Source organism: Serratia sp. 506_PEND (genome assembly GCF_001076875.1).
GTDB classification, from domain to species: Bacteria; Pseudomonadota; Gammaproteobacteria; order Enterobacterales; family Enterobacteriaceae; genus Serratia; species Serratia marcescens.
Genome location: NZ_JVEL01000557.1, coordinates 1 through 2,925, shown reverse-complemented (window position 1 = coordinate 2,925; position 2,925 = coordinate 1). Strand labels below are relative to the sequence as shown.

At 57.4% G+C, this 2,925-nt stretch carries 3 protein-coding genes; all 3 read left to right on the top strand.

Annotated features, from left to right (window positions below; genetic code table 11):
* Positions 1-94 precede the first annotated feature (94 nt).
* The 3 genes from tssJ to icmH are packed head-to-tail and all read left to right on the top strand — an operon-like array spanning position 95 to position 2,745.
* Positions 95-613 carry a type VI secretion system lipoprotein TssJ gene (gene tssJ, locus ADK28_RS24760; RefSeq protein WP_048796935.1) on the top strand — a complete coding sequence of 173 codons (519 nt, stop codon included), beginning with the start codon at positions 95-97 and terminating at the stop codon, positions 611-613.
* A 2-nt stretch (positions 614-615) separates the two neighbouring features.
* Positions 616-1,953, top strand: a complete 1,338-nt coding sequence (tssK, locus tag ADK28_RS24755) for a type VI secretion system baseplate subunit TssK (RefSeq protein ID WP_048796934.1) — start codon at positions 616-618, stop codon at positions 1,951-1,953.
* 15 nt (positions 1,954-1,968) lie between these two features.
* A complete protein-coding gene (gene icmH / locus ADK28_RS24750) occupies positions 1,969-2,745 on the top strand; it encodes a type IVB secretion system protein IcmH/DotU (RefSeq protein WP_048796933.1) in 777 nt (258 codons plus the stop codon).
* Positions 2,746-2,925 lie beyond the last annotated feature (180 nt).

Here is a 2,925-nt window from a genome sequence, read left to right as displayed (position 1 = left end):
CCTCATCACGCCAGCAGGGATTTGAAAAACTGTTTCGCCAGGTTTACGCCCAGGCTTATGACTGCGCGGTGCGTGAAGGGCTGGAGTCGCTGTGATGCGAAAGGGCTTCCTGATGTTGCTGTTCACGCTATCCCTGACGGGCTGTACCGCCATGGGCAAGATGGCGAAGGTTGCAGCCAATCCTGATATCCAGGTCGGTAGTCACGACGATCAGCCTTCCACTGTCTCCTTCAGTCTGGTCGGGGAGCAGGACATGAACCCCAATGAGAGCGGTGATGCGTCACCCGTTGAATTTCAGATTGTCATGCTGGCGGAAGATTCCCGGTTACTTGCCAGTGATTACGATCAGATAACCACTGACCTGCCCAAGGCACTGGCGAAAAACTATCTCGACAACCAGGACTACACCCTGCTACCGGGGCAGTTTAAGTACCTCCCTGCTGCTGAACTGGATAAAAAGACGCGCTATATCGGTGTAGTTGCCCGCTATGCCGATCCGGACAGTACCGAGTGGCGCAAGGTGATCCCGGTGAAAAGTACGGGACGGCATTACCAGGTGCTGGTGCACCTGCGTATGAATGAAGTGGACCTGCAACAACAAACAGAAGAATAACCATGTCGATCCGTAACCGCGTTATCTGGCGCGAAGGGCTTTTTATCAAGCCCCAGCATTTTCAGCAGCAACAGCGTCATGTGGATTACACGCTGCAGGCGCGTCTGAGTGCCATCAGCGATTATTTCAGTGGCCTGCAGTCACTGGACATCAATGAAGAGTACCTGAATTTTGGGCGTATCGCGCTGGTGGGCGCCCGGGGTGTGATGCCCGATGGCACGGTGTTCAATATTCCCGGTGATGATGCGCTGCCGCCGCCGCTGGAAATTACGGATGATGCGGTGACGGGGCAGAAGGTTTATCTGGCTATTCCGCTGGCGGTCAGCGGGGTGAATGAGGTGCGTCAGCCGGAACAGTCTGTCGCCACCCGCCTGGAAGCGCACCGCTATGAGGTGCGCGATCTTCACAGCGACGGCGGGGATATTACCGCACTCGATCTCGGGCGGGTGAGTCCCCGTCTGATGCTGGAGCGTGACGATCGCAGCGCCTGGGCCACACTGGCCGTCGCCCGTATTCAGGAGCGGCGTCCGGATGGCGGCCTGGTGCTGGAATCGGCGTTTATGCCCTGCAGTTCATCGGTGTCGGCTATCCCGGTGCTTAAACGTTTTCTGGGCGAATCCGCAGGACTGGTGGCCGAACGTGCCCGGACCCTGGCACAGCGTATTGCCGCGCCCGGACAGCAGGGTGTCGCCGATGTCGCCGAGTTCATGATGCTGCAGTTGCTGAACCGCATGCAGCCCCGGCTTTCCCATCTTGCGCGCCTGGGCACGCTACACCCGGAGCGTCTGTACGAAACGCTGGTGGCGTTCTGCGGTGAATTGATGACCTTTACGGACGGATCCCGTCTGCCGCCTGAGTTTCCGGCCTATCGTCATGACGATCCCCGACAGGGTTTTGAACCGGTCATGCACGCCCTGCGTCAGGCACTCAGCACGGTGCTGTCGCCGCGCGCGGTCTCCCTGCAACTGAGTAAACAGGCGTATGGCGTTCATCTTGCTGTCATTGCTGAAAGTGAACTGCTGCAGAGTGCGATGTTCGTCTTGGCTGTACGCGCCAGAATGCCGCAGGAACAACTGCGTAAACAGCTGCTACAGCAGGTCAAGGTAGCGTCAGGTGAGAAAATTCGTGAGCTTATCAGCCTGCAGCTCCCCGGCGTGCCGCTTCAGCCTCTGCCGGTGGCTCCGCGTCAGTTGCCTTACCACGCGGGCTACAGCTACTTCCAGCTTGACAGGCAAAGTCCGGCCTGGTCAGTACTGATGACCGGAAACACGCTGGCGTTCCATATTGCCGGTGAGTTTCCTGAACTTGACATGCAGCTCTGGGCTATTCGCAGCCAGTAACAGGGAGAGTTAACGATGGCAACTGATTCAATGTACTACGACGGCCTGAAAGGGCTGCTCCATGAGGATGCGGGCCTGACGGACAGCGATCCTGATTATGCTTTCAGGATGCGGGGTAACAGCCTGAATCCGATCGTTGACGCGGTCACGCCGCTGTTCGGCATGGTGGCCCGCGTGCGTACGCTGAGTCGCCATAGCGATGTGGCCGGTCTGTATCAGACAGTGGCAACGGAAATCCGTGCGATTGAGCAGGAGCTGCGGGGGCTCGACTATGAGAATGGCGTGATCCTGTCGTTTCGCTATGTGCTGTGCTCCTTTATTGACGAAGCGGTGATGGCCCATGAATGGGGTCACCAGAGCGTGTGGGCGGAGAACTCCCTGCTGTCTCAGTTTCATGGTGAAACCTGGGGCGGTGAAAAGGTGTTTTCTGTTCTTGATAAGCTGCGGGACGATCCTGTGCGTTATCGCGATGTGCTGGAATTTATTCTGCTGTGTCTGCTGATGGGGTTTCAGGGGCGTTATCGTCTCCTGCCGGACGGCAAGAAAATGCTACTGGAGATAAGTCAGTCCCTTCAGCATCAACTGAACCCGGAACCTGTCACTCAGCCGCCAGTGTTACACCTTGATTTTGGTCAACAGGCCGCCCCGTATCGTCTGTCCCGCCAGGTGTCACTGCGCACTGTCGCGGGCAGCGCCTGCCTGCTGATGGCTGGCGTTTTTCTCCTTTTTCACCATCTGCTCAGCAATCAGACGCAGGATGTCCTGCGTCAGTTGAGTGAACTCTTAAAGTGAGGGCGTTAACCCATGATCCGCATTGATCTGCACATCCTTGTTGAACGACTTCATCCGGTTTGCCGCCATATGCTGGAAGAGGCGGCGGCCGTGTGCGTCAGCCAGCAGGGTGCTGAAATTCGTGTTGAGCACCTTCTGCTGAAAGCGCTGGAGACGCCGTTAAGCGATATCCGCCTCATA